Below are 26,140 nucleotides of genomic sequence, written 5' to 3'. Positions count from 1 at the left end.
CGTTGCCGCGTGCTCTGTGGCGATTTATCGTTCCCGTCACGATTCGCGAATAAAAGTCACATATGTGAAGGGGTCGCGGCCATGGTGGCGAAGAAGACCGCCGCGGAGAAGAGCACGACGCCTGCCGGCGAGGCCGTCGCGAAGCAGCCCGCACCGAAGAACAGCACTCCGAAGAAGGCCGCTCCGAAGAAGGCTGCCGCCCGGAAGACGACGGCCACGAAGACCACGGCCAAGAAGACGGCGGCCGCGAAGACCGCGAAGCGGGCTCCGGCCACCAAGGCCGAGGCGCCCGCCAAGAAGACGGGAGCCAAGACGGTGGTGGCGAAGAAGACGGTGGCCGCGACGGCCGGGGAGCACGGCAACGACTCCGCGGTGCCCGTGGCCCGGACGGCCGCGGCGCCCGGCGAGCTCGCGGTCCGGCCCGGCGAGGACCCCTGGACGGCCGCCGAGGTCGACGAGGCGCGCTCGGAACTGATGGAGGAGGTCGGGCGGCTGCGGCTGGAGATCACCTCCGCCGAGGACGCCATCGCCGGGCTGATGCGCGACTCCGGCGACGGCGCCGGCGACGACGAGGCGGACACCGGCAGCAAGAACATCACCCGCGAACACGAGCTCGCGCTCGCCTCCAACGCCCGCGAGATGCTCCACCAGACCGAGCGGGCCCTCGGCCGGCTGGACGCGGGCACCTACGGGCTGTGCGAGAACTGCGGCAACCCCATCGGCAAGGCACGGATGCAGGCATTCCCCCGGGCGACGCTGTGCGTGGAGTGCAAGCAGAAGCAGGAGCGCCGCTGAGCCGGCGCCCTCGGACCGGTCGTCGCGGGCGGCCCCCGGACCGCCCGCGCCCGTACGTGTGTGCCGTACTCTCGTGGTTCAGCCAGGCACGGCCTGGCCGCGGACACGACGGGCTGAGGGACTCACACGTGGCAGAGGCGGAACGCATCACCGGCACGCCGGAACCCGAGCCGGGTACCGGAGCGGATCCCACAGCGGAGGCCGCAGCGGACGCACCGGCGGAGGCGGAGCGGGGCGCCGGCCGCGGCAAGCGGCGGATCGCCGCGCTGCTGCTGGTCGCGTGCGTGGTCTACCTGCTCGACCTGGGAAGCAAGCTGCTGGTCGTGGCGAAGCTGGAGAACCACGAGCCGATCCAGGTGATCGGCACGCTGCTCCAGTTCAGCGTGATCCGCAACCGCGGCGCCGCCTTCAGCATCGGCGAAGCGCTGACGATCTTCCTGACGATCATCGCGGCGGCCGTGATCCTGGTCATCGCCCGGGTCGCCCGCAAGCTCTACAGCCTGCCCTGGGCCATCGCCCTCGGGCTGCTGCTCGGCGGCGCCTTCGGCAACCTCACCGACCGGATCTTCCGCGCGCCGGGCGTCTTCGAGGGCGCCGTGGTCGACTTCATCGCCCCCGCGCACTTCGCCGTCTTCAACCTCGCCGACTCCGCCATCGTCTGCGGCGGCATCCTGATCGTGATCCTCTCGTTCCGGGGGCTGGACCCCGACGGAACGCTCCACAAGGACTGACCTCAGCAGGGGCCGGTGGCCGGGCCCCCGGCCGCCGGGCAGGACACCATGGGGCGACTGCCATACTCGTGGGGTGAGCACGCTTCCCGAGATCCGCACCCTGCCCGTACCGGACGGCCTGGAGGGCGAGCGCGTCGACGCCGCGCTGGCCCGTATGTTCGGCTTCTCCCGTACGAAGGCGGCCGAACTCGCCGCCTCCGGAAAGGTCCGGGTCGACGGGTCCGAGGTGATGAAGTCCGAGCGGGTGCGCGGCGGTGCCTGGCTGGAGGTCGAGATGCCGCAGGCCGCGGCGCCCGTCGAGGTCGTGCCCGAGCCCGTCGAGGGCATGGAGATCGTGCATGACGACGACGACATCGTCGTGATCGTCAAGCCGGTCGGCGTGGCCGCGCACCCCAGCCCCGGCTGGACCGGCACCACCGTCATCGGCGGACTGGCCGCGGCCGGCTACCGCATCTCCACCTCCGGCGCCGCCGAGCGCCAGGGCATCGTGCACCGCCTCGACGTCGGCACCTCCGGCCTGATGGTGGTCGCCAAGTCCGAGCGGGCGTACACGTCCCTCAAGCGGCAGTTCAAGGAGCGCGTCCCCGACAAGCGCTACCACGCCCTGGTCCAGGGCCACCCGGACCCGATGAGCGGGACCATCGACGCCCCCATCGGCCGGCACCCGCAGCACGACTACAAGTGGGCGGTCACCGCCGAGGGCAAGCCGTCGGTCACGCACTACGACCTGATCGAGGCGTTCCGCGCGGCCAGCCTGCTCGACATCAAGCTGGAGACCGGCCGCACCCACCAGATCCGGGTGCACATGGCCGCCCACCGCCACCCCTGCGTCGGCGACCTCACCTACGGCGCGGACCCCACCCTCGCCAAGCGGCTGGGCATCGGCCGGCAGTGGCTGCACGCGGTCCGCCTCGGCTTCGAGCACCCCTCCGACGGCAGCTGGGTCGAATTCGCGTCCGCCTACCCGGACGACCTCCAGCACGCCCTGGACACCGTGCGGGACGAGAGCAGCTGACGGAGCCGCGTGACGGCGCGCGGCCGGCGGCACGCGGCGCCGCGCGGACCGGCACGGCGGTCAACCACGGCGGGCATGGCACCCTTGGGCGAAAAGTGATCGAATCCGACCGCTTTGGAGCGTAGCCACCGTGGATCAGCTGGCTCTGCTGTTCGTCCTTCTGCTCGGAGCCGTGGTGATGGTTCCGGTCGGCGACCGGCTGGGACTGCCGTCACCGGTGCTGATGACCCTCGCCGGGGCCGTCCTGGCACTGCTGCCGTTCGTCCCCAACGTCGAGGTACCGCCCGAGTTCATCCTGCCCGTGGTGCTGCCGCCGCTGCTCTACGCGGCCGTGCAGCGCACGTCCTGGCGGCAGTTCACCGCCAACCTCCGGCCGATCTTCCTGCTCGCCGTCGCGCTGGTCTTCGCCACCACGGCCGCGGTGGCCGCGGTCGCCCAGGCAGTGGTGCCCGGGATGCCGGTGGCCGCCGCGGTGGTGCTCGGCGCGCTGGTCGCCCCGCCCGACCCGGTGGCCGCGACCGCGGTCGCCGGCAAACTCGGGCTGCCCCGCCGGATGGTCTCCATCCTGGAGGGCGAGGGCCTCTTCAACGACGTCACCGCGATCGTGCTCTACCACGTCGCGCTCGCCGCGGCGGTCAGCGGCAGCTTCTCGGTGCCCGGCGCGCTCGGCTCCCTCGTCCTGTCCGCCGTCGTGGCCATAGCGGTCGGTCTGGCGATCGGCTGGGTGACCAACAAGATGATGGGCCTGCTCGGCGACCCCACGCTGCAGATCGGGCTGACGCTGCTGGTGCCGTTCGTGGCGTACGTGCTCGCCGAGGAGTTCCGCGGCTCCGGGGTGCTGGCGGTGCTGACCTGCGCGCTCTTCCTCGCCGAGTACGCGGTCGACCCGGACGACGTGATGGGCCGGCTCGCCGGATACACCTTCTGGGAGGTCGTCGACACCCTCGTCACCGGTGTGGCCTTCGGGCTGATCGGCCTGGAGCTGCACAACATCTTCGGGGCCGCCGCACACCGCTGGGGCCAGCTGATCGGCGCCGGCGCCGCGGTCGTGGCGGTCGTCGTCGGCGTCCGCCTGCTGTGGCTGCTGCCCGCCGCCTGGCTGGCCAAGCGGATGCACAAGCGCCGCGACTACGACGAGGACATCCCGATGAGCTGGCGCGAGACGCTCATCATGTGGTGGGCGGGGATGCGCGGGGTGGCCTCGGTGGCGCTGGCGCTGGCCATCCCGTTCGGCGTGGACGGCGGGCCGTTCCCGGCCCGGAACGACATCCTCTTCATCGCGTTCGCGGTGGTCCTCGCCACCCTCCTCGTCCAGGGCCTGACGCTGCCCTGGCTCGTGCGCAGGCTGCGGGTGCGGGCCGACACCGACGCCGTGGACGCCCTGGAGCGGGAGCTGGCGGTCCGGGTGATCAAGGCGTCCAAGCGGCGGCTGAAGGAGATCATGGAGGTCGAGGAGCTGCCCGACGAGGTCAGCGACCAGCTCTCCCGCCGGGCCTTCGACATCGGCGCCCGGATCGCGCCGGACATCGTCGACGACGAGCGGCGCGACCTCTTCGAGAAGCGGATCAGCCGGCTGAAGAAGGTGCAGCGCATCCAGGGCGAGATGCTCTCGGCGGCCCGGCACGAGGTGCTGGCCGCGCGCAGCGAACCGGGCGCCGACCCGGAGATCGTCGACCGGGTGCTGCGCCACCTGGACATCCGCAGTCTGCGCGGCGCCCCCTGAGACGACCGCGGCTCGACGGGGCCCGGGGTCAGTCGCGCGTGCGGCCCGCGCCCGGCGGGGCGTCCAGCTCCGCCGGTGCCGTGCTGATCCGCGGCAGCGCGTAGGCGTGCTCGGTCCGCAGCCAGTCGAGCATCCGCTCGCGGACCTCGCAGCGCACGGACCAGATCGCGTCCGCGTCCCGGGCGGTGACCAGCGCCCGCACCAGGATCGTGGTCGGCGTGGTGTCGGTGACCACCAGGCTCCAGGCCCGGCCGTCCCAGTCCGCGCACTCCTGGAGGACCTCCAGCAGGTGCTGCCGCATCTTCTCCACCGGCGCGCTGTGGTCGAGGTGGAAGAAGACCGTGCCGGTCATCTGGGCGCCGCCGCGCGACCAGTTCTCGAACGGCTTGCCGGTGAAGTACGACACCGGCATGGTGATCCGCCGCTCGTCCCAGGTCCGCACGGTCAGGAAGGTCAGGGTGATCTCCTCGACGGTGCCCCATTCGCCGTCCACCACGACCGTGTCGCCGATCCGCACCATGTCGCCGAAGGCGATCTGCAGCCCGGCGAAGAGGTTGCCGAGGGTGGACTGGGCGGCGATACCGGCGACGATGCCCAGCAGCCCGGCCGACGCCAGCATGGACGTGCCGACCGTCCGCATCTCCGGGAACGTCAGCAGCATCGAGGCGGCCGCGACGACGGTCACCACCGCCGTCACCACCCGCTGGATCAGCGTCACCTGGGTGCGCACCCGCCGCACCCGCGCCACGTCCCGGGCACTCGCCGCGTAGCGGGAGTACGACGACTCCACTATCGCCGCCGCGGCACGGATGGTCAGCCAGGCGGTGGCCGCGATCAGCACCAGGCTGAGCGTCTGGCCGATCCCCGCCTCGTGCTCCTCGACGGTCGTCAGCCCGGTCTCGTCGTAGGCGCCGCGCAGCAGGGCCGCGCACAACGCCACCTGCAGCGGTACCCGGCAGCGCCGCAGCAGCCCCCACAGGGGGGTCTCGGGGTGCGCGGCGTCCACTCGGCGCAGTGCCCGGTCGGCGAGCCAGACCAGGACGAGCGTGAGGGCGACGGAGCCGCCCAGGACGGCGATGGGGCGCAGCACGTCCTCCACGGACACGGATTCCTCCTCGGCTGGGATGCGCTGTCTGTGCGGGTACCCGGTCCTGCCGACCGTAACTGGCAGGATGGAAGGAGAGCGATCCGATCAAGGGAAGTGATGCAGTGCCGGCCTCCAGCGAGCCCGCGACCAGCGGCGCTTTGACGATTGTGCTGTTCCACTCGGTGTGTGGGCTGCGCCCCGCGGTGCACGCGGCCGCGGACCGGCTGCGCGCCGCGGGACACGAGGTGATCGTCCCCGACCTGTTCGACGGGCGGACCGCCGACTCCGTGCCGGACGGCATCCTGATCAAGGACGAGATCGGCAAGGAGGAGCTGCTCAAGCGCGCCATCACGGCCGTCGCCCCGTACTCCGAGCGCGGTCTGGTCTACGCCGGGTTCTCCTTCGGCGGCGCGGTCGCCCAGAACCTCGCGCTGGGTGACGAGAAGGCCCGCGGGCTGCTGCTGATGCACGGCACCTCGGACATCGCCGAGGGCGCGGCCGTCGACGAGCTGCCGGTGCAGCTGCACGTCGCCGACCCCGATCCGTTCGAGCCGCACGACTGGCTGACCGCCTGGTACCTGCAGATGCGCCGGGCCGGCGCGGACGTGGAGGTCTTCCGCTACGCCGGCGCCGGCCACCTCTTCACCGACCCCGACCTGCCGGACTACGACGCGGAGGCGGCGGAGAGCGCCTGGAAGGTGGCGCTGGGCTTCCTGGCGGACATCTGAGGGCGCGGGCCGGGGAGGAGCACCCCCCGGCCCGCCGCCCCGGTCCTAGCCCGCCGGCCGGTCCGCCCGCTCGATCTGCTGGGTGCCGCTCCGGGTGCGGTAGGAGCGCAGCAGGCTGCTGGTCGCGTTCGGGTCGGTCTTGTCGGAGATGCCGTAGTAGTCCATCTGCGTGCGCTCCGCGCTGACGTCCAGGACCCCGTAGCCGTGCGAGTCCATGTCCAGCCACTTCACGTGCCGGTTGGCGGCCCGGATGGCGGCGACCCCGGCCAGCGAGACGGTGTGCGGGGCGACGTGCAGGAAGTCGTCGACGTTGTCGGAGGTGACGGAGGTGACCACGAACTCCGTCGCCACCGGCCGGGTGGCGGGGTAGGTCGCCGCCTGCAGCGGGACGTCGTTGGCCCAGGCCATGTGGATGTCGCCGGTCAGGAAGACGGTGTTGTCGATCCCGCGGTCGCTGAGGTGGCTGAGCAGTTCGCGCCGGTCGTCGGTGTAGCCGTCCCACTGGTCGGTGTTGATCGCCAGGCCCTCCTTGGGTATCCCGAGGATCTCGGCGAGCGGGCCGAGCAGACGTGCCGGTATGGAGCCGAAGGCGACCTGGGAGACCATCACCGAGGTGCCGACCAGCCGCCAGGCGGTGTCGGAGCGTTCGAGACCGGTCTTCAGCCAGTCCAGCTGGGCCCGCCCGGTGATCGTCCGGCCCGGGTCGTCGACCGCGCCGCTGCCCGGGGCCGCCTGCTGGTCGCGGAACGACCGCAGGTCCAGCAGGTGCAGATCGGCGAGGTTGCCGAAGCGCAGCCGGCGGTAGGTGGTCCCGGCGACGGACGGCCGCACCGGCATCCATTCGAAGTACGCCTGCTTCGCCGCGGCCATCCGGGCGGACCAGGAACCCTCGGTGTCCGGCTGGTGGTTGACCGCGCCGCCCTTCCAGGCGTTGTCGGCGAACTCGTGGTCGTCCCAGATGGCGATGACCGGGTGGGTGGCGTGCATCGCCAGCGCGTCCGGGTCGGTCTTGTGGACGCCGTGCCGGATGCGGTAGTCGGCGAGGGTGAGCAGTTCGTGGGCGGGGGAGTGCGGGCGCACGACGTACTTGAAGTCGGGGTATTCGCCGGACTTGTACTCGTAGAGGTAGTCGCCGAGGTGCAGCACCGCGTCCAGCTCGGTGCGGGCCGCCAGGTGCCGGTACGGCGAGAAGTACCCGGATTCCCAGTTGGCGCAGGAGACCACGCCGAAGCGGACGTTGCCCGGCGCGGCGCCGTGCGCGGGGGCGGTGCGGGTGCGGCCGACGGGGGAGTGCTGCCCGCCGGCGGTGAAGCGGTAGTAGTAGGTGGTGGCCGGCCGCAGGCCGCGGACGTCCGCCTTGACGGTGTGGTCGCGGGCCGCCGAGGTGGTCACCTTCCCCCGGGCGACGGCCGTGTCGAAGCTCTTGTCGGCGGACACCTCCCAGGCCACCTCGGTGGCCGGGCCGCGGCCGGAGCCCGGCGTGGCCGACGGGTCCGGGGTGATGCGGGTCCACAGCAGTACGCCGTCCGGCAGCGGGTCCCCCGAAGCGACCCCGTGCTGGAAGAACGAGCCCTGGCCCGGGCCCTGTTGGGCGTGGGCGGCGGTGGCACCGGCGAGTGGCAGAAGAGCAGCGGTGGCGGCGACGGCCGTGACGGCGGTGCGGCGCGAGATCTGGTCATGATCGGTCACGGCCGCTCACCCTACTGGCCGGTAGACCGTCAACGGGAGGGCGGTGCAGGGGAATTACCGCGAATTCGCCCTCCCGTTGCCGGACGTCTGCTCAGTGGGCGCCCGTGGGGTCCTTTTCGCCCTCGCGGATACCCTTTCCACCGCTCTTGCCGGAATCGGCCCCGGCGCCCGCGCCCTTCGCCGGGCCGAACTCCTTGTCGATCATCTTCTCGAAGGCGGCCTTCGCCAGCTGGTTGTACTGCGCCTTCGTCATCCGCGGATCCTCCGGGATCTGGGGCATCACCAGCTTCTTGCCGCCGTGCATGAACGTCGGCGTGCCCTTGACGCCCTTGCGGCCGAACAGCGCGGTCATGTCCATCGCCCAGCGGTCGTAGGTGCCCTTCTTGACCGCCGTCTCGAACGCCATGTTGCCCTTCAGCTCCGGCACGTCGGCCGCGACCTTGAGCAGCTCGGCGTCCTTGGCGTAGAGGTCCTCGCGCTCGTCCGGGTGGTACTTCTCCGAGTACAGGGCGGACTTGTACTTCAAGAACGCCTCGGGGCTGACGTCGAGCGCCGCGCCCAGCGCGCTCAGCGCGTTCTTGGAGCCCTCGCCGCCCTGCATCCCGTCGATGAAGGTGTACATCGTGAAGCGGACCTTGTAGCGGCCGTCGTGGAGGTCCTTCAGGAGCGCCGAGCCGCTGCTCTGCTCGAAGGCCGCGCACGCCGGACAGCGGACGTCCTCGAAGACCTCCATGGTCTCCTTGGCCTTCGGGTCGCCTATCAGGATCTCGGTGTGGTCCTTGCCCTGGGTGTGCGCCGGGGCGATCTGCCGGGCCTCCTTGGCGGCCTCCCAGCCGGTCGGCTCGTTGGCCTTGACGACGGCGAAGCCGATCCCTCCGGCCACGGCGAGCACGCCGACCACGGCGCCGGCCACGATCAGCTGCCGGCGCAGTCGTTCCTTCTTCTTCTGCCGCTCGCGCTCGGCGCGGATGCGCTCGCGGGCCGCCTGCTTGTTGCCCTGGCTGTTGCGGTTGCTCATGTGGGGGTCCCCTCGAAGGTGGTGTGGTGGTGCGTGGGAAGGTCAGACGGCGGCCGGGCGGGGCGGGCCGCGGCGCCCGACGCAGTGCACGAGGAGGGGAAGCGGACGGGCCGGCGGCAGCGGGTGCAGCGGACGGACCCGGCGGCGGGGCGGGAGCAGTGCCGCCGCGGCCACCGCGGCCGCGGTCAGCAGCGGGCGGAAGGTGGCGGCCGCCGCGGCGCGCAGCAGCGCGTCCAGGGCGGCGTCCCCGCGGTGCAGCCAGCCGGCGGCGAGCAGGCCGACCGTGAGGTGGGCGGCCAGCAGCAGCCAGGGCGCGGCGGCCGGTACGGCCGGCGGCAGCGGACCGCCCGGATGGGCCACCAGCCGCGCCAGCGGGGTGCCCAACTCGCCGCCCCGGCACAGCAGATCGACGCCCACCGAGCGGAGCGGACCGGCGAGCGGCCCGCCGGCCGGGCCGTAACAGGTGTGCTGCCCGGCGGTGAAGACGGTGTCGGCGGCCAGCTCCAGCGGTACCAGCAGCCCGGCCACGGCCCGGTAGCCGCGCTCCCGGCCGGTCAGCGGATAGGCCGCGGCGAAGACCCCGGCGCAGATCGCGGCGACCACGGCGGGCGGCAACGGGGCGTGCGAGAGCAGCACATGGGAGGCCGCGGACAGGGTGGTGCACAGGGCGGTGAACAGCGCCGCCCGCACCACCCTGAGCTGAACCGCCGGTGCGCCCGCGGGCCGGGCGCCCGGGCGCACTCCCGTCGCCTGCACGGTCGGGAGTCTGCCATGTGCACGGCATCCGGCCGGGTCAAGATTTGGCATCGGCCGGCGCGCGGACCGCGCGCCGGCCGGGAAACATCACGGACCGTCAGGTCAGTGCTTGAGCTCCTTGTCGACCATCGAGTTGAAGGCCGCGACGGTGGACGGCGCCACCTTCCCCTGCGGGCTGTCCGTGCCGATGACGGTGTCGTTGACCTTCAGGGTCGGGGTGCTGGTGACGTCCTTGTGGGAGTTGAACTCGGTGGACATCTCCAGCGCCCACCGGTCGTACGTCCCGGCCTTGACGGCCTTCTGGAACGCCGCGTTGCCCTTCAGCGCCGGGATGGTGTCGGCGACCTTGATCAGGTAGCTGTCGTCGGCGAACTTGTCCGGCCCGGTCTCCTCCGGGTGGAACTCCTTCGAGTACAGCGCGTACTTGTACTTCAGGAAGGCGTCCGGGCTGACGTTGAGCGCGGCGCCCAGCGCGGACAGCGCGTTCTTGGAGCCGGTGCCCTTGAGGTTGGCGTCGAGGAACGTGCCGAGGTGGTACTCCGCCTTGTACCGGCCGTCCTTGATGTCCTTCTCGACGGTCGCGCCGACGTTCTGCTCGAAGGCCGCGCAGCCCGGGCAGCGCGGGTCCTCGAAGAGACCGAGGGTGTTCTTGGCGTCCGGCTTGCCGACGACGATGGTCGTGCCGTTGGCGCCGGTGGTGTTCGCGGGCTTGACCAGCTTGGCCTTGGCGGCCTTGACCCACGCCTGGCTGTCGCCCGCGCTGGCCGCGGCGTCGCCGCCGGAGGAGCTGCCGCCCCCCGAGGTGGCGACCGCGACCCCGATGCCGCCGGCTATCGCCAGCACGCCGACGATCGCGCCGCCGACGATCAGCTGCCGGCGCATCCGGTCCTTCTTCGCCTGCCGCTCGCGCTCGGCGCGCAGCCGCTCGCGGGCTGCCTGCTTGTTGGCCTGGCTGTTGCGGTTGCTCATGACTTCCTGCTCCGTGGGGTCCGTGGGACGGGTGTGCGTGCTGCGGGAGGCGTACGCGGCGCGGGTGAGCGTACGCGTACGGCGCGGCCGGGCCGCGCAGGGCCGGGGGAGCCGGCCTTCAGGCGGCGAGCACGCAGGGCGGCCCGCGGCGCACGACGCAGTGCACGAGCAGGGGGACGGACCGGGCTCGCGGGCCGGTCCGTGCGGCGGCCGGGACGGGGCGGGGCCGGGCGGCCGTGGTGCCGATGACCGCGACCGCGATCAGCAGCGGGCGGAACGCGACCGCGCAGACCGCGCCGAGCAGCTGGGCCAGCGCCGCCTCACCGCGGCGCAGCCAGCCGGCCGCCAGCAGCCCGACGGCCAGGTGCGCCGCGAGCAGCAGCAGCCAGGCCGAGGCGGGCACGGGAGCCTCGTCGGTCAGCCGCAGGAAGGGGGTGCCCACGCTCCCGCCGCCGCAGAGCAGGTCCACCCCGAGCGAGCGCAGCGGGCCGGCCACCGGGCCGCCGGCCGCGCCGTAGCAGGTGTGCTGACCGAGGCTGAACACCAGGTCGGCGGCGAGTTCCAGGGGGAGCAGCAGCGCCGCGATCCGCCAGTAGCCGCGCTCCCGGCCGGCCAGCGCGTAGGCGAGCGCGAAGACGGCGGCGCAGAGCGCGGCGACGGTGGTGAGCGGGAGCGGCATCCGGGACAGCAGCACGTGGGAGCCCGCGGACAGCGTCACGCACAGCGCCGTGAAGAGCGCCGCGCGCAGTGCCCGCAGGTGTGCCGCCGAGATGTCCATCGCTGCCGAGTGTGCCATGTGCCGGGATAAGTGGCGGCTAAGCCGAGGGGGACGGGGTCCCCGACCAGCCATGATCGGGACCCGCCCCCCTGAGCCGGCTATGCCTCCTTCAGGCCCGGGATCCGGCCGTTGCGGAAGAGGTCGACGAAGATCTGGTGGTCGGCGCGGGCCCGGGCGCCGTAGGAGTGCGCGAAGTCCACCAGCAGCGGGGCGAAGCCGTCCTCGTCGGCGGCGATCGCCGCGTCGATGGCCCGCTCGGTCGAGAACGGGACCAGGGAGTGGCCGCTCTCGTCGTCCGCCGCGGCGTGCATGGTGGCCGTGGCGCGGCCCAGGTCGGCGACGACCGCGGCGATCTCCTGCGGGTCGTCGATGTCCGACCAGTCCAGGTCGACCGCGTACGGCGAGATCTCGGCGACCAGCTGGCCGGTGCGGCGCCCGTCCTCCTCGATCTGCGTCCAGCCCAGCCACGGGTCGGCGTGGTCCTGCAGGGCGCGCTGGGAGATGACCGTGCGGTGGCCCTCGTGCTCGAAATAGCCGCGGACCGCGGGGTCGGTGATGTGCCGGGACACCGCCGGGGTCTGCGCCTGCTTCATGTAGATCACGACGTCGTTCTCCAGGGCGTCGCTGTTGCCCTCCAGGAGGATGTTGTACGACGGCAGGCCGGCCGAGCCGATGCCGATCCCGCGCCGGCCCACCACGTCCTTGACCCGGTAGGAGTCCGGCCGGCCCAGGCTCGACTCCGGCAGCGTCTCCAGATAGCCGTCGAACGCGGCGAGCACCTTGTAGCGGGTCGCCGCGTCCAGCTCGACGCTGCCGCCGCCCGCGGCGAAGCGCCGCTCGAAGTCGCGGATCTCGGTCATCGAGTCCAGCAGCGCGAAGCGGGTCAGCGACCGGGCGTCGCGCAGCGCGTCCAGCAGCGGGCCCTCGGCGGTGTCCAGCGAGAAGGGCGGCACCGCATCCTTGTCGGCCCGCTTGGCGCCGGAGGCCAGCGCGTGGATCCGCTCCCGGTAGGCACCGGCGTATATCCGCACCAGGTGGGTGATCTGCTCGTCACTGAGCGCCTTGGCGTAGCCGATCAGCGCGACCGAGGCGGCGAACCGCTTGAGGTCCCAGGTGAACGGGCCGACGTACGCCTCGTCGAAGTCGTTGACGTTGAAGATCAGCCGGCCGGTGGCGTCCATGTACGTGCCGAAGTTCTCGGCGTGCAGATCGCCGTGGATCCACACCCGGGCGGTGCGCTCGTCCAGGTAGGGGCCGTGATCCGCGCCGTCCGCCAGGTCGCGGTAGAACAGGCAGGCCGTGCCCCGGTAGAAGGCGAACGCGGAGGCGGCCATCTTCCGGAATTTCACCCGGAATGCCGCGGGGTCGGCGGCGAGCAGCTCTCCGAAGGCGGTGTCGAAGACGGCGAGGATCTCCTCGCCGCGCTGCGCGGCGTCCTGCGCCGGGGCGTACTGGGACGGCATCGCTGGGTGCCTCCTGAGGTGCGGAAAACAAGGGCGGAGAGCCGGAACTGACCGTGTGGGGGACACCCCCGGGCATGGCCGGGGGAGGGTCTGCCGGGACATCTGCCGGGACAACGGCCGAGGCTACCCACGAGTGCCCCGCGAGTGTCAGTGGGGAGTCGTAGACTTCGAGACCGTTCCGCCCACCAGTCGCCCACTTGTCTCCCGGAGGTCCCGCGCCGTGGCCAAGCCGCCGTTCACGCACCTGCACGTGCACACCCAGTACTCCCTGCTGGACGGTGCGGCGCGGTTGTCGGACATGTTCAAGGCGGCCAACGAGATGGGCATGTCGCACATCGCCATGTCCGACCACGGCAACCTCCACGGCGCCTACGACTTCTTCCACTCCGCGCAGAAGGCCGGGGTCACGCCGATCATCGGCATCGAGGCGTACGTCGCCCCCGAGTCGCGGCGCAACAAGCGCAAGATCCAGTGGGGCCAGCCGCACCAGAAGCGCGACGACGTCTCCGGTTCCGGTGGTTACACCCACAAGACCATCTGGGCGGCGGACAAGACCGGTCTGCACAACCTCTTCCGGCTGTCCTCGGACGCCTACGCCGAGGGCTGGCTGCAGAAGTGGCCGCGGATGGACAAGGAGACCATCGCGCAGTGGTCCGAGGGCCTGATCGCGTCCACCGGCTGCCCGTCGGGCGAGCTGCAGACCCGGCTGCGGCTGGGGCAGTACGAGGAGGCCCGCAAGGCCGCCGCCGAGTACCAGGACATCTTCGGCAAGGACCGGTACTTCCTGGAGCTGATGGACCACGGCATCGAGATCGAGCGCCGGGTCCGCGACGACCTGCTGAAGATCGGCAAGGAACTCGGCATCCCGCCCCTGGTGACCAACGACTCGCACTACACCTACGCCCACGAGTCCGCGGCGCACGACGCGCTGCTGTGCATCCAGACCGGCAAGAACCTCTCCGACCCGGACCGCTTCCGCTTCGACGGCACGGGGTACTACCTCAAGTCCACCGAGGAGATGTACGCCATCGACTCCTCGGACGCCTGGCAGCAGGGATGTGACAACACCCGGCTGGTCGCCGACCAGATCGACACCACCGGGATGTTCGAGAAGCGCGACCTGATGCCGAAGTTCGACATCCCCGAGGGCTTCACCGAGGTCACCTGGTTCCAGGAGGAGGTCCGGCGCGGCATGGCCCGCCGCTTCCCGGGCGGCATCCCGGAGGACCGCCAGAAGCAGGCCGAGTACGAGATGGACGTCATCATCCAGATGGGGTTCCCGGGCTACTTCCTCGTGGTCGCCGACTTCATCATGTGGGCCAAGAACAACGGCATCGCGGTCGGTCCCGGCCGTGGTTCCGCGGCCGGTTCGATCGTCGCGTACGCCCTGGGCATCACCGACCTCGACCCGATCGAGCACGGGCTGATCTTCGAGCGGTTCCTCAACCCCGAGCGCGTGTCCATGCCCGATGTCGACATCGACTTCGACGAGCGCAGGCGCGTCGAGGTGATCCGGTACGTCACGGAGAAGTACGGCGCCGACAAGGTCGCCATGATCGGCACCTACGGCAAGATCAAGGCCAAGAACGCGATCAAGGACTCCGCCCGCGTCCTCGGCTACCCGTACGCCATGGGCGACCGCCTCACCAAGGCCATGCCCGCCGACGTCCTCGGCAAGGGCATCGACCTCGACGGCATCACCAACCCCTCGCACCCCCGGTACAACGAGGCCGGCGAGATCCGCGCGATGTACGAGAACGAACCGGACGTGAAGAAGGTCATCGACACCGCCAAGGGCGTCGAGGGCCTGGTCCGGCAGATGGGTGTGCACGCGGCCGGCGTGATCATGTCCAGCGAGCCGATCGTCGACCACGCCCCGATCTGGGTGCGGCACACCGACGGCGTGACGATCACGCAGTGGGACTACCCCCAGTGCGAGTCGCTCGGCCTGCTGAAGATGGACTTCCTGGGCCTGCGCAACCTCACCATCATGGACGACGCCGTCAAGATGGTGAAGAAGAACAAGGGCGTCGACCTGGAGCTGCTCTCCGTCCCGCTGGACGACCCCAAGACGTACGAGATGCTCTGCCGCGGTGACACCCTCGGCGTCTTCCAGTTCGACGGCGGCCCGATGCGGTCGCTGCTGCGGCTGATGAAGCCCGACAACTTCGAGGACATTTCCGCCGTCTCGGCCCTGTACCGCCCGGGCCCGATGGGCATGGACTCGCACACCAACTACGCGCTGCGCAAGAACGGCCTCCAGGAGATCACCCCGATCCACCCGGAGCTGGAGGAGCCGCTCAAGGAGGTCCTCGGCCTCACCTACGGCCTGATCGTCTACCAGGAGCAGGTGCAGAAGGCCGCCCAGATCATCGCCGGGTACTCCCTCGGCGAGGCCGACATCCTGCGCCGCGTCATGGGCAAGAAGAAGCCCGAGGAGCTGGCGAAGAACTTCGTCCTCTTCCAGGAGGGCGCGCGGAAGAACGGCTTCTCCGACCAGGCGATCCAGGCGCTGTGGGACGTCCTGGTCCCGTTCGCCGGCTACGCCTTCAACAAGGCGCACTCCTCCGCGTACGGCCTGGTCACGTACTGGACCGCGTACCTCAAGGCGAACTACCCGGCCGAGTACATGTCCGCGCTGCTGACGTCCGTGCGCGACGACAAGGACAAGTCGGCGGTCTATCTGAACGAGTGCCGCCGCATGGGCATCAAGGTGCTGCCGCCGAACGTCAACGAGTCCGAGGCCAACTTCGCGGCCCAGGGCGACGACGTCATCCTCTTCGGCCTCACCGCGGTCCGCAACGTCGGCCAGAACGTCGTCGATTCGATCATCCGCTGCCGCAAGGCCAAGGGGAAGTACGCCTCGTTCCCGGACTACCTCGACAAGGTCGACGCGGTGGTCTGCAACAAGCGCACCACCGAATCGCTGATCAAGGCCGGTGCCTTCGACGAGCTGGGCCACACCCGCAAGGGCCTGACGGCGCACTACGAGTCGATGATCGACAACGTCGTCCAGGTCAAGCGCAAGGAGGCCGAGGGCCAGTTCGACCTCTTCGGCGGCATGGGCGACGACTCCGCCGACGACGGCCCCGGTTTCGGGCTGGACGTGGAGTTCTCCGAGGACGAGTGGGACAAGACCTATCTGCTCGCCCAGGAGCGCGAGATGCTCGGTCTGTACGTCTCCGACCACCCGCTCTTCGGCCTGGAGCACGTGCTGTCCGACAAGGCCGACGCCGCCATCTCGCAGCTCACCGGCGGTGACTACTCCGACGGCTCGATCGTCACCATCGGCGGCATCATCTCCGGCCTCCAGCGCAAGATGACCAAGCAGGGCAACGCCTGGGCGATCGCCACCGTCGAGGACCTCGCCGGCTCCATCGACTGCATGTTCTTCCCGGCCACCTACCAGCTGGTGTCCACCCAACTCGTCGAGGACACCGTGGTGTTCGTCAAGGGCCGCCTCGACAAGCGCGAGGACATCCCGCGGCTGGTCGCCATGGAGATGATGGTCCCCGACCTCTCCGAGGCCGGCACCAACGCCCCCGTGACGATCACCATCCCGACGGTCAAGGTCACCCCGCCGATGGTCGAGAAGCTCGGTGAGGTGCTCAGCAGCCACCGCGGCTCCACCGAGGTGCGGATCAAGCTCCAGGGCGCCCGCAAGACCACGGTGCTCCGGCTGGACCGGCACCGGGTCACCCCCGACCCGTCGCTCTTCGGCGACCTCAAGGTGCTGCTCGGCCCGTCCTGCCTGGCCGGCTGACCGGACGCCGGTGCACCCGAGGGGCGCGTCCCGCCGTGGACGCGCCCCTCAATTCGCCTGTCCTACATGTCAGTTGTGGCCGAACCGGCGCTCGCGGTTCTTGCGGGCGAGATCCCCCGGGGTGGCGGTGACCGACTTCGTCTGGGCCTCCATGGACGACTTCTGAGCCGCCTGCTGGCCGCGCTCCGCCTGGCTGGCAGCCTTCTGACTGCGGTCCTGCTTCTTGTCCTTGGCCATGACCGTTGCCTCCTGAGGGGGAATCTGGGATCGGGGCCGCGACCAGACTTACACGCCGGACAGAACCCTGCATTTCGGGCAATTACCCTCTGTAATGCGGACGATCACGCGCTGTACCCGAGATCCCCGCCGAATCCGCCACGCCGATGATCCAGTTCCGGCAGATAACGCCCGTACGGTCGGGCAGACTCGAAGGAAAGTCGAAGGAAAACTCGTGCCACGGGCCGAGCCGGGGGGCGACCGGACTTTCAGCACCTCAGGGAAGAGGGTGGAACGTGGATCGCTGCGTCGTCCTGGTGGACGCCGGATACTTGCTCGGCGCCGCCGCGAGCCTGCTCGCCGGAGAGCCCGCCCGTTCCCGGATCACCGTCGATCACGCCGCTCTCATCCAGGGCCTGCGCCAGCGCGCCGAGGCGGACACCGAACGCCCGCTGCTGCGCATCTACTGGTTCGACGGCGCCCCCGACCGCGTCCCGCAGCCCGAGCACCGCCGGCTGCGCGTGATGCCCCGGGTCACCGTCCGGCTGGGCGCCCTGACCCGCAGCGACGGCCGCTGGGCGCAGAAGGGCGTGGACGCCGCCATGCACGCCGAGCTGACCGAACTCGCCCGTAACCGCGCCTGCTCCGACATCGTCCTGGTCACCGGCGACGGCGACCTGCTGCCCGGCCTGATGTCCGCGAAGGAACACGGCGTCGCCGTCCACCTCTGGGCCGTCCAGGCCGCCGACGGCGACTACAACCAGTCCGAGGACCTGGTGGCCGAGGCCGACGAGCGCCGCGTCCTCGACCGCACCTGGATCACCCGCGCGGTGCGCGCCAAGGAACTCGGCGGCGTCTGCCCACCCCCGCCCGACCCGCGCCCCGAGATCGCCGCGATCCTCTCCGCGCCACTGCCCGAGTCCGCGGTCGCCGCCGCCGCGGCGGCCGCCGCCTCGTCCTCCGGCCCGGACCAGGCCGACGGCATCCGTCCGCGCACCTCCGCCAACGGCGTGGGCCGCCCGGCCGCCGGCGCCGACGGCGACCAGCCCGCCGCCGGCGAATCCGGCGGCAACGGCAGCCGGGCCGTGCCCACCCCCAAGGACCTGGCCGGCCTCGGCCGCGACCGGGCGGCCGGCCAGGGCGCCGCGCAGCCCGCCGCCGCGGCCGGCGCCACCCTGCGCTGGTCGTCCGACAAGGGCTGGGTCGAGCGCGGCGGCCCGGTCGGCGAACCGGACGCCACCGCCGGCCTGCCCACCCTCGCCCAGCTGACCAGCGCCGAACAGCGCTGGGCCGACCGCGAGGAGGACATCACCGCGGTCAGCGGCGACCCCTTCGAGGTCGGCCAGGTCTTCGCCCGCCGCTGGACCGAGCGGCTCTCCGATGCCGTCCACCTCCAGGAGCTGTCGACCGAGTACCCGCGCATCCCGCACCGGATCGACGGGGAACTGCTGCGCTACGCCGCCCGGTTCGGCCTGCTCGCCCACAAGGACGACCAGATCGACGAGCACGACCGCTATGCGATCCGGGCCGGCTTCTGGCGCGAGGTCGACCTCCGCACCGCCGCGGAACACGCCCCCGTCGGGGACTGACCCCCGCCACCCGGCCCCCCCGCCACGGTGCCCCGCGGACCGGCGGCGGGCCCGGGACGCGTACCCTCATAGCTCGTGAGGACGGGCGCAGAAGGGCCGGAGCACGGCGGGCCGGTGATCGCCGTGCGGGAGCTGGTCAAGACCTACCCCGCACCGCGCGGGCGCCGCGGGGCGGCAGCAGCCCCCGCCGTACGGGCCAACGACGGCATCAGCCTGGACGTACGCCGCGGGGAGATCTTCGGGCTGCTCGGACCCAACGGCGCCGGCAAGTCCACCCTGGTCCGCCAGCTGACCGGCCTGCTCCGCCCGGACGCCGGCAGCATCCACGTCCTCGGCCACGACCTGGTGCGCCACCCCGAACGCGCCGCCCGGCTGCTCGGCTACCTGGGCCAGGAATCCACCGCCCTCGACGAGCTGACCGTCGCGCTGGCCGTGGAGACCACCGGCCGGCTGCGCGGCCTCGGCGCCCGCGAGGCGCGCGCCGAGCGGGACGCGGTCCTCGCCGAGCTGGGCCTGGCCGACCTCGCGGCCCGCCCCCTGAAGAAGCTCTCCGGCGGCCAGCGCCGGCTGGCCTGCTTCGCCACCGCACTGACCGGCGAGCGTCCGCTGCTGGTCCTGGACGAGCCGACCACCGGCATGGACCCGGTCGCCCGCCGCGCCGTATGGGCCGCGGTGGACCGCCGCCGGGCCGAGCGCGGCGCCACGGTCGTGCTGGTCACCCACAACGTGCTGGAGGCCGAGAGCGTGCTGGACCGGGTCGCGGTGATCGACCGCGGCCGGGTCATCGCCTGCGACACGCCCGGCGGACTGAAGGACATGGTCAGCGACGAGGTCCGGCTGGAGCTGGTCTGGCGCGACCGCCCGCCGCTGGACGTGCCCGAGGTCGCCGCGCTCGAAGCCACCGCGCGCACCTCCGGCCGCCGCTGGACCCTCCGCCTCCCCGCCGACCAGGCCCGCTCCGCGGTCGCCGCGGTCACCGCCGGCCCCGCGTTCGCCGCCCTGGACGACTTCACGCTCGCCACGCCGAGCCTGGAGGACGTCTACCTGGCGCTCGGCGGACGCGCCGAAGGACTGGTGAAGGCATGAACGCCGCAGGGCCCGGCGGACGTACTGCCCACCGGGGAGGGGCCGGGGGACCGACGACGCAAGGGGGACACCACGAGGAAGGCTGGAGAACACGGTGAGTGTGGTTCCCGCGCAGGCGGTGGCCGGGACGACGTCCCCGGACGCCGCGGACCCGTCCGCCGAGGCCGCCCCGCTGGCGCCGCGCGCCCGCTTCGGGCCCGCGCTCGGCGCCGTCTACCGCGCCCAGCTCTCCCGCGCCCGGGTCGCCCGGATACCGCTGCTGTTCGTCGCCACCTTCCAGTCCATCGGGATCATGGTCCTGCTGCGCGGGGTCGTCGACGGCGGCGGCCCGGCCCGGGACGTGGTCGCCGGCTCCAGCGTGCTGGTCGTCGCCTTCGTGGCGCTGAACCTCCTCGCCCAGTACTTCGGCCAGCTGCGGGCCGGCGGCGGACTCGACCACTACGCGACGCTGCCGGTGCCGCCGGCCGCCGTGGTGCTCGGCGCGGCCGCCGCCTACGCGTCCTTCACCGTGCCCGGCACCCTCGTCACCGCCGTCACCGGCTGTCTGCTCTTCCAGCTGCCGATGGCCCACCTCTGGGTGCTGGCCGCCGTGCTGCCGCTCGCCGGCGCCGCGCTGGCCGGCCTCGGCGCGGCCCTCGGCCTGCTCGCCCCGCGACCCGAACTCGCCACACTTTGCGGCCAGTTGGGCATGTCGGCGGCACTGCTGCTGGGCGTGCTGCCGGCCGCCCGGATGCCCGAGCTGGTCGGCTGGGCGCGCGATCTGCTGCCCTCCACCTACGGCGTGGAGGCGCTGGCCCGGAGCTTCGGTTCGCATCCCGACTGGTCGGCGGTCGGTGCCGACCTCGGTGTCTGCGCTGCCGTCGGCGTGCTCTCGCTGGCCGTCGCCACCTGGGCCTACCGCCGTGCGGCGACCCGGTGACCGGCGCCCCGGCGCCCGACGGGCGTCCTGCTTCCCGTCCCACCAGCCCCACCTGGCACGATGACGGGGTGACCGCACCGCTGACGCCCTCCGACAACCAGCCGCCCGAAGAGCCGCAGCACCCCGACGCCGCGCCCGCCGCCGGCCCGGGTGCCGCCGCCGGTACCGACGACCCCCCGCTCGGCCGCGAGCTGCGCGAGGCCGCGCTGATCACCCTCGTGGTCACGGTCGGCGGCGTACTGCTCGGCGTCCTGTGGAACTGGCTCGCCCCGCACATCCCGCTGATCGCGGACACCCGCAACGTCTACCTCAAGGACACCGAGGGCGAGGAGGCGATCGGCACGGACGGCACCTTCCTACTGCTGTCCCTCGGCTTCGGCGTGGTCAGCGCCGCCGTGACCTTCCTCGTCCGCCGCCGCGGCGGCATCCCCCTGGTCGTGGCGCTCACCGTGGGCGGACTCCTCGGCGCGGCCGTCGGCTGGGTCACCGGCATGTGGCTCGGCCCCACCCCCGACGTCGTCGCGCACGCCAAGCAGGTCGGTCCCGGCGTCACCTTCTACGGCCCGCTCCGACTCCAGGCCAAGGGCGCCCTGCTGGCCTGGCCGCTCGCCGCGATGGTGACCCAGCTCGTACTGACCGGATTCTTCGGCCCCCGCGACCCGGAACCGCCGGCCCCGGACTGGTCCACGGCGCCCGCGCCCGGCGACGCTGACCACCACGGCCACCACCCGCCCGCCGACGCCTGACGTGAAAAGGGCGGCACCCGGCCGCCCCTCCCACGCCTCCCTCAGCTCCGGGCGATCGGCGCCAGCCGCGCCCCCGTGAGCGCCACCAGATCCTGCGGCGACAGCTCGACCTCCAGCCCGCGCCGCCCCGCCGACACACAGACCGTCGGCCGGCCCTCGGCCGAGGCGTCCACCACCGTGGGCAGCCGCTTGCGCTGGCCCAGCGGCGAGATCCCGCCCACGACGTACCCGGTGGTGCGCTCGGCCACCGCCGGATCGGCCATCGCGGCCCGCTTGCCGCCCACCGCGGCCGCCAGCGCCTTGAGGTCCAGCGACCCCGACACCGGCACCACGGCGACCGTGAGCGTCCCGTCGACGTCCGCCAGCAGCGTCTTGAAGACCTGCTCGGGCGCGACGCCGAGCGCCTCGGCGGCCTCCTCGCCGTACGAGGCGGTGGCCGGGTCGTGCGCGTAGGAGTGCGTGGTGAAGGCGACCCCGGCCGCCGTGAGCGCGACCGTCGCCGGGGTGCCGACGGATTTCCTGGACTTCTTCGCCAACGTCTTCGTGCCTCTTGGTGTCTCGCGGCGGGTCCGCCCGCCGACGCGTACCGCCGCGGCCGGCCGTCAGTTGGGGCTGGTCGGCTGCCGGGTCAGCTCCACCGCCGGCAGCGACGGGAGCTTACCGAGCAGCGCCGACTCCTGACGAAGGAGTTTCAGCTCCTGCCCGAGCCGGGCCGCGGTGTCCGGCGCCTCCAGCAGCTGCTGCTTGGCCGGCACGTCCAGCACGGCCGCCGCCGCGACGAGGTACGACAGCACCGACGGGTCGGCCGGCAGGTCCTGCCCGCTCGACAGCGTCCGCTCGTTCGCCCACGCCAGCCGCTTCTGATAGGTACGGAAGGCCCGCACGACACCCGACGCGAGCACGCCCGCACCGTCACCCGGGCTCTCCGGAAGCTCCTCGACCTCGCCGGTCAGATACGGCCCGGAGGCGTCCACGGACAGCAGCCGGAAGCGGGTGGTGCCGGTCGCCAGGACCTCGTAGCCGGTGTCGGCGGCGGACGACTTCTCGCGGATGGTCGCGGCGTCCGCCACGCACCCCACGGCGTGGAACGCCCGCATCGGCTCGTCCCCGAAGCCCGCGGCGGGCCCCTTCTCGTCCGGCAGCGTGGCGTCCGGCAGGCCCTGCGCGGTGGGCGCGACCTCGCGTCCGTCCCGGATCGCGATCACCGCGAACCGGCGCTCGTCCTCGGGCAGCGCGGACAGATCGCGCATCATCGCCCGGTACCGCGCCTCGAACACGTTCAGGGGCAGGACGAGCCCCGGGAACAGGACCGAGTTGAGCGGAAAGAGGGGTAGCGAGGTCACGGCGGTAGCCTAGCCGCCCACGTTTTCGGCTCTCCCGCCGTGGTGGTTGCTCGCCGTTGCGCTGTGCGGCGCCCTCCACGTAGCTGGCTTTCCCGCCGCGGGGCGTCTCGCCGTTGCGCCTGGCGGCGGGCGTTTGTGTGTCGGGTGCGGTGACAGCCCTCCAGACTTCGTCCTCCGGTCTGTCCCCTCCCGTGAGTGGGAGTTTTCGTGGGGCCGGGCGTGGTTCCGTTCACTGCGGACGCCTACGGGGAAACGGGCACCCCCACCGGCCGTTCCCTCCCCCACAACGGGAGGGGCTGGACCGGAGGACGAAGTCTGGAGGGCCGGGACCGCACCCGACCACCACCAGCCCGCCGCAGGCGCAACGGCGAACAAGACCCGCGGCGCCGCAGACGGGTACGTGCGGGGGCGCCGCAAAGCGCAACGGCGAGCGAGCCCCGCGGCGGGACGGCCAAGTACGTGGGGCTCACTGCCGCCGCAACAGGCGGGAGGCACCCGCTGCCACCGTTGTCGCCAGGACCCAGCCCGCCATGATGAGGATCGCCGCGACCCACTGCGCGGTTCCGCCGGGTTTCCAGGCGGCTCCCTGGTTCAGGTCTATGACGGGGAGGAGGAGGTCGAGGGAGTAGAGGTACGGGTTCCAGGGGGGTGCCTCGCCGGCCTTGAGGGGTGGGGGCGGGGTCATCGAGAAGTAGGCCGTGCCGATGGCCCAGAGGATGGCCATCCAGACCGCGGCGCGGCCGGGGCGGTAGCCGTAGGCGACGGTCCAGTCCTGGAGGAAGCCCCACGCCTTCGCGGCCAGCGGCAGCGTCTCGCGGCGGCGGCGCTGCTTGGCCAGCAGGACCTCGCGGGCATCGGAGTCCTCGCCGCTGGCGCGTAAGGAGGCGGCGAGCATCTCGTAGGGCTCGGGCGCGTATTCGGGGGTGGCCGCGGCGACCCACTGGAGGCGCAGCGCCAGCGGGAAGTGGCCGCGCGGTATCAGCGTCTCGTACGCGAAGCCGGCCATCCACAGGCCGCCGAGGCCCGGCCAGCTCGCGGATTTGTCGACGAGGTTGACGACCCGGGCGCCGGAGAGGATGACCCGGCCGCGCTGCGGCCGCTCGCCGAGGAACCGCAGCTCCGGCGTCTGGATCCGGCGCAGCGACAGCTCCTGGTCGGACTCCATGACGAACCGGGCGTGCTCGAAGTCGACCGCGTCGCCGAACCGGCCGTCGTCCAGCCGCATCCCGCCCTCGCACTCGAAGCGCTGCATACGGGTGCCGCGGGGCGGGGTGTTGGTGATGCCGTACGGGGGAGTGGCGCCGCTGGAGAACGGGGAGTTCGCCAGGCCCGCGGCGGTCAGGTAGAGGGTGCGCTCGACGGTCAGCTGCGGGGCGTTCAGCGCCCGGCGGCCGAAGGGGTTGCTCAGATGGCTGCCGCGCAGGCTCAGCGAGACCCCGACCGTGGCGCCGCGCAGCGACAGTTCGCCGTAGGACTCCAGCATCTCGGCCTGCAGGTCCTGGGCGACGGTCAGGCCGTCCGCCATGATGGAGCGGCCCTGGCGGTCCTTGTGGACGACGGTCTGGTTGAGCATGAGGTCGGTGCCGATGTGGGCGTCGCTGAGCCGGATGCCGGACTGCACGACGCACCGCGGCAGGTGCAGATCGCCCTCGGTGTGCAGCCGGGCGGCCTCCAGCCGGGGGATCGCGCAGTTCACCATCCGCAGCGTGCTGAACCGGCTCTCCGGAAGCACCACCTCGGCCTCGAAGCGGCAGTCCCGCAGCTCCACGAATGGCTTGATCGTGCCGCCCGCCACGTCGAGGGTGTCCGTGATGTACGCGCCGGTGAGCTTCAGCGCCGAGACCCGTCCCGGCTGGGCCGGCGGTCCGTCGAGCAGCAGCAGCGCCACCACGCGGGCCCGCACCCGGCGTTCCGGGCCCCACAGGTGCTGGCCGTGCGGATCGTCCCGGATCGGGTCCCCGATGTGCAGGTCGCAGGTGCTGCCGTTGCGGAACGCCTGCCACATGCTCCATTCCGCCGAGGTCAGCCGCAGGTCGGCGGGCGCGTCGCCGTCCCTGGTCTCCGTCACTGTGTCCCCCTTGCTGTCCTGTGGTCCGCCGCGGCGCGTGCCCGCTCCGCCGCCTTCGCGTGTCGCAACCTGTTCGGACGCATTTCGTGCGCCGGTCCGCGCGCGTCCCGCAGCCGCTCCCGCAGGTCTCCCCGTACGCCGCTACGTGGCCCTTGCCCGCTCGGTGAACGGTTGAACACGCGTGGTCAGGGCCAACTCCGGTCAACTTCGCGGCGCGGCGTCACCGTGCGTCCGGACCCTGCGTCGCTGTGTATCACCCAGTGATACGGGCGGCCGGGCGCAGGAGCGGGTCTGAGACACTGGGGACGTGATCTCCCGAATCGATCTGCGCGGTGACGCCCTTCCCGAGGGCGGCGCCCTGCGCGACCTGCTGCCCCGTGCCGAGTTCGACGTGGAAGCCGCCCTGGCGAAGGTGCGGCCGATCTGCGAGGACGTGCATCATCGGGGCGACGCGGCGCTGATCGGTTACGCGGAGAAGTTCGACGGGGTCACGCTCGACCAGGTCCGGGTGCCGGCCGCCGCGCTCACCCGTGCCCTGGAGGAGCTCGACCCGGCCGTGCGCGCGAGCCTGGAAGAGTCCATCCGGCGCGCCCGCATCGTGCACCGCGCCCAGCGCCGCGCCCCGCACACCACCCAGGTCGTCCCCGGCGGCACGGTCACCGAGAAGTGGGTGCCGGTCGAGCGGGTCGGGCTGTACGCCCCCGGCGGCCGGTCGGTCTACCCGTCGTCCGTGATCATGAACGCCGTCCCGGCGCAGGAGGCGGGCGTCCCCTCGACGGCGCTGGCGTCCCCGCCGCAGAAGGAGCACGGCGGTCTGCCGCACCCGACGATCCTCGCCGCCTGCGCGCTGCTCGGCATCGACGAGGTGTACGCCGCCGGCGGTGCCCAGGCCGTCGCGATGTTCGCGTACGGCACCGAGACCTGTGCCCCGGCCAACATGGTCACCGGCCCCGGCAACATCTGGGTCGCCGCCGCCAAGCGCTACTTCACCGGACGCATCGGCATCGACACCGAGGCCGGCCCGACCGAGATCGCCATCCTCGCCGACGACACCGCCGACGCCGCGCACGTCGCCGCCGACCTGATCAGCCAGGCCGAGCACGACCCGCTGGCCGCCGCCGTCCTCGTCACCGACTCCGTCGAGCTCGCCGAGGCCGTCGAGAAGGAGCTGGAGCCGCAGATCGCCGCGACCCGGCACGTCGACGACCGGATCGTCCCGGCGCTGTCCGGCAAGCAGTCCGCGATCGTGCTGGTGGACGGCGTCGAGGAGGGCCTGCGGGTCGTCGACGCGTACGGCGCGGAGCACCTGGAGATCCAGACCGCGGACGCCGCCGCCGTCGCCCAGCGGGTGCGGAACGCCGGCGCGATCTTCGTCGGCCCGTGGGCGCCGGTCTCGCTCGGCGACTACTGCGCGGGCTCCAACCACGTGCTGCCCACCGGTGGCTGCGCCTGCCACTCCTCGGGACTGTCCGTGCAGTCGTTCCTGCGCGGCATCCACATCGTCGACTACACCCAGGACGCGCTGGCCGAGGTCGCGCACCACGTCGTGACGCTGGCCGAGGCGGAGGACCTGCCCGCACACGGGGCCGCCGTCAAGGCCCGGTTCGGCTGGAAGGTCCCCGAAGGCAAGTGACGCGAACGAAGCAAGGCACCACACC

The 26,140-nt window shown here is 72.2% G+C and carries 22 protein-coding genes; 11 read left to right on the top strand and 11 right to left on the bottom strand.

The features are described from left to right. Window positions 1-81: 81 nt before the first annotated feature. The 4 genes from ACZ7MX_RS27860 to ACZ7MX_RS27845 all read left to right on the top strand — a co-directional run bounded on the left by ACZ7MX_RS27860 (window position 82) and on the right by ACZ7MX_RS27845 (window position 4,264). Window positions 82-795, top strand: coding sequence for a TraR/DksA family transcriptional regulator (locus ACZ7MX_RS27860; RefSeq protein WP_472135966.1), 714 nt, complete (start codon window positions 82-84; stop codon window positions 793-795). 128 nt (window positions 796-923) lie between these two features. After that, window positions 924-1,526, top strand: coding sequence for a signal peptidase II (gene lspA / locus ACZ7MX_RS27855; RefSeq protein ID WP_472135965.1), 603 nt, complete (start codon window positions 924-926; stop codon window positions 1,524-1,526). A gap of 73 nt (window positions 1,527-1,599) precedes the next feature. Further along, window positions 1,600-2,541: an RluA family pseudouridine synthase gene (locus ACZ7MX_RS27850; protein WP_472135964.1), complete on the top strand. Its 942-nt coding sequence runs from the start codon at window positions 1,600-1,602 to the stop codon at window positions 2,539-2,541. A gap of 130 nt (window positions 2,542-2,671) precedes the next feature. Further along, window positions 2,672-4,264 (top strand): Na+/H+ antiporter, encoded by a 1,593-nt coding sequence (locus tag ACZ7MX_RS27845; protein WP_472135963.1) that lies wholly within the window; start codon window positions 2,672-2,674, stop codon window positions 4,262-4,264. 28 nt (window positions 4,265-4,292) lie between these two features. Here the strand turns inward: ACZ7MX_RS27845 and ACZ7MX_RS27840 are convergent, their stop codons facing one another. Continuing rightward, window positions 4,293-5,363 carry a mechanosensitive ion channel family protein gene (locus tag ACZ7MX_RS27840; RefSeq protein ID WP_472136012.1) on the bottom strand — a complete coding sequence of 357 codons (1,071 nt, stop codon included), beginning with the start codon at window positions 5,361-5,363 and terminating at the stop codon, window positions 4,293-4,295. A gap of 110 nt (window positions 5,364-5,473) precedes the next feature. Here ACZ7MX_RS27840 and ACZ7MX_RS27835 point away from each other — a divergent pair, with 110 nt between their 5' ends. Continuing rightward, the gene (locus tag ACZ7MX_RS27835; RefSeq protein ID WP_472135962.1) at window positions 5,474-6,079 is read left to right on the top strand and encodes a dienelactone hydrolase family protein; all 606 of its coding nucleotides are present in this window, start codon (window positions 5,474-5,476) and stop codon (window positions 6,077-6,079) included. A 45-nt stretch (window positions 6,080-6,124) separates the two neighbouring features. On the opposite strand, the gene ACZ7MX_RS27830 is transcribed toward ACZ7MX_RS27835, so the two are convergent. The 6 genes from ACZ7MX_RS27830 to ACZ7MX_RS27805 all read right to left on the bottom strand — a co-directional run bounded on the left by ACZ7MX_RS27830 (window position 6,125) and on the right by ACZ7MX_RS27805 (window position 12,752). Continuing rightward, a complete protein-coding gene (locus ACZ7MX_RS27830; protein ID WP_472135961.1) occupies window positions 6,125-7,768 on the bottom strand; it encodes an alkaline phosphatase D family protein in 1,644 nt (547 codons plus the stop codon). 91 nt (window positions 7,769-7,859) lie between these two features. Further along, window positions 7,860-8,786, bottom strand: a complete 927-nt coding sequence (locus ACZ7MX_RS27825) for a thioredoxin domain-containing protein (protein ID WP_472135960.1) — start codon at window positions 8,784-8,786, stop codon at window positions 7,860-7,862. 42 nt (window positions 8,787-8,828) lie between these two features. Beyond that, entirely contained in the window at window positions 8,829-9,542 is a 714-nt protein-coding gene (locus ACZ7MX_RS27820; RefSeq protein ID WP_472135959.1) for a hypothetical protein, read from the bottom strand. A 102-nt stretch (window positions 9,543-9,644) separates the two neighbouring features. After that, window positions 9,645-10,511 (bottom strand): thioredoxin domain-containing protein, encoded by an 867-nt coding sequence (locus tag ACZ7MX_RS27815; RefSeq protein ID WP_472135958.1) that lies wholly within the window; start codon window positions 10,509-10,511, stop codon window positions 9,645-9,647. A 118-nt stretch (window positions 10,512-10,629) separates the two neighbouring features. Further along, on the bottom strand, window positions 10,630-11,289 hold the full coding sequence (locus ACZ7MX_RS27810) for a hypothetical protein (RefSeq protein WP_472136011.1): 660 nt from the start codon (window positions 11,287-11,289) through the stop codon (window positions 10,630-10,632). Between the two features lie 98 nt (window positions 11,290-11,387). Continuing rightward, entirely contained in the window at window positions 11,388-12,752 is a 1,365-nt protein-coding gene (locus tag ACZ7MX_RS27805; protein ID WP_472135957.1) for a DUF2252 domain-containing protein, read from the bottom strand. Between the two features lie 220 nt (window positions 12,753-12,972). Here ACZ7MX_RS27805 and dnaE point away from each other — a divergent pair, with 220 nt between their 5' ends. Then, window positions 12,973-16,515, top strand: a complete 3,543-nt coding sequence (dnaE, locus tag ACZ7MX_RS27800; RefSeq protein ID WP_472135956.1) for a DNA polymerase III subunit alpha — start codon at window positions 12,973-12,975, stop codon at window positions 16,513-16,515. A gap of 69 nt (window positions 16,516-16,584) precedes the next feature. On the opposite strand, the gene ACZ7MX_RS27795 is transcribed toward dnaE, so the two are convergent. Then, on the bottom strand, window positions 16,585-16,752 hold the full coding sequence (locus tag ACZ7MX_RS27795; RefSeq protein WP_199812527.1) for a hypothetical protein: 168 nt from the start codon (window positions 16,750-16,752) through the stop codon (window positions 16,585-16,587). Between the two features lie 275 nt (window positions 16,753-17,027). Between ACZ7MX_RS27795 and ACZ7MX_RS27790 the strand changes: the two genes are divergently transcribed. From ACZ7MX_RS27790 to ACZ7MX_RS27775, 4 genes are all read left to right on the top strand, one after another. Beyond that, entirely contained in the window at window positions 17,028-18,320 is a 1,293-nt protein-coding gene (locus tag ACZ7MX_RS27790) for an NYN domain-containing protein (protein ID WP_472135955.1), read from the top strand. Window positions 18,321-18,395: 75 nt separating this feature from the next. Next, window positions 18,396-19,406, top strand: a complete 1,011-nt coding sequence (locus tag ACZ7MX_RS27785) for an ABC transporter ATP-binding protein (RefSeq protein WP_472135954.1) — start codon at window positions 18,396-18,398, stop codon at window positions 19,404-19,406. Window positions 19,407-19,524: 118 nt separating this feature from the next. Beyond that, window positions 19,525-20,325: an ABC transporter permease gene (locus ACZ7MX_RS27780; RefSeq protein WP_472136010.1), complete on the top strand. Its 801-nt coding sequence runs from the start codon at window positions 19,525-19,527 to the stop codon at window positions 20,323-20,325. 68 nt (window positions 20,326-20,393) lie between these two features. Next, window positions 20,394-21,071 (top strand): ABC transporter permease, encoded by a 678-nt coding sequence (locus tag ACZ7MX_RS27775; protein WP_472135953.1) that lies wholly within the window; start codon window positions 20,394-20,396, stop codon window positions 21,069-21,071. 41 nt (window positions 21,072-21,112) lie between these two features. Here ACZ7MX_RS27775 and ybaK read toward each other — a convergent pair whose 3' ends face one another. The 3 genes from ybaK to ACZ7MX_RS27760 all read right to left on the bottom strand — a co-directional run bounded on the left by ybaK (window position 21,113) and on the right by ACZ7MX_RS27760 (window position 24,482). After that, window positions 21,113-21,607 carry a Cys-tRNA(Pro) deacylase gene (gene ybaK / locus ACZ7MX_RS27770; RefSeq protein WP_201802008.1) on the bottom strand — a complete coding sequence of 165 codons (495 nt, stop codon included), beginning with the start codon at window positions 21,605-21,607 and terminating at the stop codon, window positions 21,113-21,115. A 66-nt stretch (window positions 21,608-21,673) separates the two neighbouring features. Next, window positions 21,674-22,414, bottom strand: coding sequence for an LON peptidase substrate-binding domain-containing protein (locus ACZ7MX_RS27765; RefSeq protein WP_472135952.1), 741 nt, complete (start codon window positions 22,412-22,414; stop codon window positions 21,674-21,676). Between the two features lie 466 nt (window positions 22,415-22,880). Next, window positions 22,881-24,482, bottom strand: coding sequence for an oxidoreductase (locus ACZ7MX_RS27760; RefSeq protein WP_472135951.1), 1,602 nt, complete (start codon window positions 24,480-24,482; stop codon window positions 22,881-22,883). A 307-nt stretch (window positions 24,483-24,789) separates the two neighbouring features. On the opposite strand from ACZ7MX_RS27760, the gene hisD reads away from it, so the two are divergent. Further along, on the top strand, window positions 24,790-26,115 hold the full coding sequence (gene hisD, locus ACZ7MX_RS27755) for a histidinol dehydrogenase (protein ID WP_472135950.1): 1,326 nt from the start codon (window positions 24,790-24,792) through the stop codon (window positions 26,113-26,115). Window positions 26,116-26,140: the final 25 nt, after the last annotated feature.

It is taken from the genome of Streptomyces sp. NPDC107765, from assembly GCF_055657085.1.
Note: the sequence above shows the minus strand (reverse complement) of the source record. Positions and strands in the feature narration are given on the sequence as shown.

What these genes read in the sequence shown, in the direction of transcription:
- ACZ7MX_RS27860 (WP_472135966.1), top strand. Translation starts at nt 82, where the DNA reads ATGGTGGCGAAGAAGACCGCCGCGGAGAAGAGCACGACGCCTGCCGGC.
- ACZ7MX_RS27825 (WP_472135960.1), bottom strand. Translation starts at nt 8,786, where the DNA reads ATGAGCAACCGCAACAGCCAGGGCAACAAGCAGGCGGCCCGCGAGCGC.
- ACZ7MX_RS27815 (WP_472135958.1), bottom strand. Translation starts at nt 10,511, where the DNA reads ATGAGCAACCGCAACAGCCAGGCCAACAAGCAGGCAGCCCGCGAGCGG.
- ACZ7MX_RS27810 (WP_472136011.1), bottom strand. Translation starts at nt 11,289, where the DNA reads ATGGACATCTCGGCGGCACACCTGCGGGCACTGCGCGCGGCGCTCTTC.
- ACZ7MX_RS27805 (WP_472135957.1), bottom strand. Translation starts at nt 12,752, where the DNA reads ATGCCGTCCCAGTACGCCCCGGCGCAGGACGCCGCGCAGCGCGGCGAG.
- ACZ7MX_RS27795 (WP_199812527.1), bottom strand. Translation starts at nt 16,752, where the DNA reads ATGGCCAAGGACAAGAAGCAGGACCGCAGTCAGAAGGCTGCCAGCCAG.